Here is a 1034-nt window from a genome sequence, read left to right as displayed (position 1 = left end):
TCTAGCAATGAGAACAGACGAGGAACTACTTGCCGAAATTGAAAGCGATGCGGACATTGATTCCGAACGGCTTATCACGGATCCAGAGCGAGTAAAAATAGCTGCCGCACAAATTCGGATCAAAATCGCACAACGCGCACGTGATGAGGCAGTTACACATGCCCGAAAATGTACGAATTAGCGGGCCAAACCCCGGCTTCTCCGGCAAGAACACATCAAATTCGCACCAAGTCTTGTTTCCCCCACTCTCCGAGGCGCCTTTAACCTGCCTGTAGAGAAAGGCCCCGGTCATTTGTGCATTGCTAAAAGCTAGAGGCCTGACCGGGGGTCTATCACTAGTCAATCTACTTGGACAGCTGCCGAACAGCAATGGGAGATGCGTACACTCCAGCCTTTCTAACCTCCCCGCAGCGCATAGTCGCGATACCGTGTGCGCAGCTCATCGCGATCTTGCCTCATCAGCGCTTCGATAGCCTTCGCCAGCTTTGCGGCGTCGTAATGCTTCTTGAACAGCGCCTTGGCATCGCGCTTGAACTGATGTGTACGGAAGACGCTAGTCAGCCTCATTGAGATCCGCCATCAGTTCAGCGACGCTACCAAACGAAGCGCCGGTGCGGGACTCAACTTCAGCTCTCGCCACGGCACTGGCCGCAAACCCAGCCAGGCCAGATGTGAAACATAACGCACCTGGCCTCTAAATTTTGTTCTCGCCGAGCAACGATGTAAACTCTTATCTGTCGCAAAACGAGGCGGGTTAATCGCTCGCCTCCTCAATTTTTTATTGAGGAGCTTGCTGGTAGCCACCTCGTGACTGTGCGCTCGTAGCTCAGTGGATAGAGCATCTGACTACGGATCAGAAGGTCGGGGGTTCGAATCCCTTCGAGCGCGCGAAGCTCCTCCTCGGTGACGCAAATCCCGGTGGGGAGCAATTTCTTTTTCCGCACCCGAGGCACCCAAGCCCGGCCACAAAACCTAACGCGAATGCTTCAGGAACGCCGGCAAATTGACCGGGTTGAAGGGTTAATAGACAAAAA

The 1034-nt window shown here is 53.9% G+C and carries 2 protein-coding genes and 1 tRNA gene; 2 read left to right on the top strand and 1 reads right to left on the bottom strand.

The annotated features are described in order from the left end of the window. The coding region (locus AC5RK6_RS09195; RefSeq protein WP_493926453.1) for a hypothetical protein at positions 1-181 on the top strand (181 nt) is incomplete at its 5' end. A gap of 215 nt (positions 182-396) precedes the next feature. Here AC5RK6_RS09195 and AC5RK6_RS09190 read toward each other — a convergent pair. Continuing rightward, entirely contained in the window at positions 397-567 is a 171-nt protein-coding gene (locus tag AC5RK6_RS09190) for a type II toxin-antitoxin system mRNA interferase toxin, RelE/StbE family (protein ID WP_320757976.1), read from the bottom strand. Between the two features lie 248 nt (positions 568-815). Between AC5RK6_RS09190 and AC5RK6_RS09185 the strand changes: the two genes are divergently transcribed. Continuing rightward, positions 816-888: transfer RNA gene (locus AC5RK6_RS09185), tRNA-Arg, on the top strand. The last annotated feature ends 146 nt before the right edge of the window (positions 889-1034 follow it).

This window comes from Actinotignum sp. usb-actsch-213 (assembly GCF_059085665.1).
This window is presented reverse-complemented; position numbering and strand designations above follow the sequence as displayed.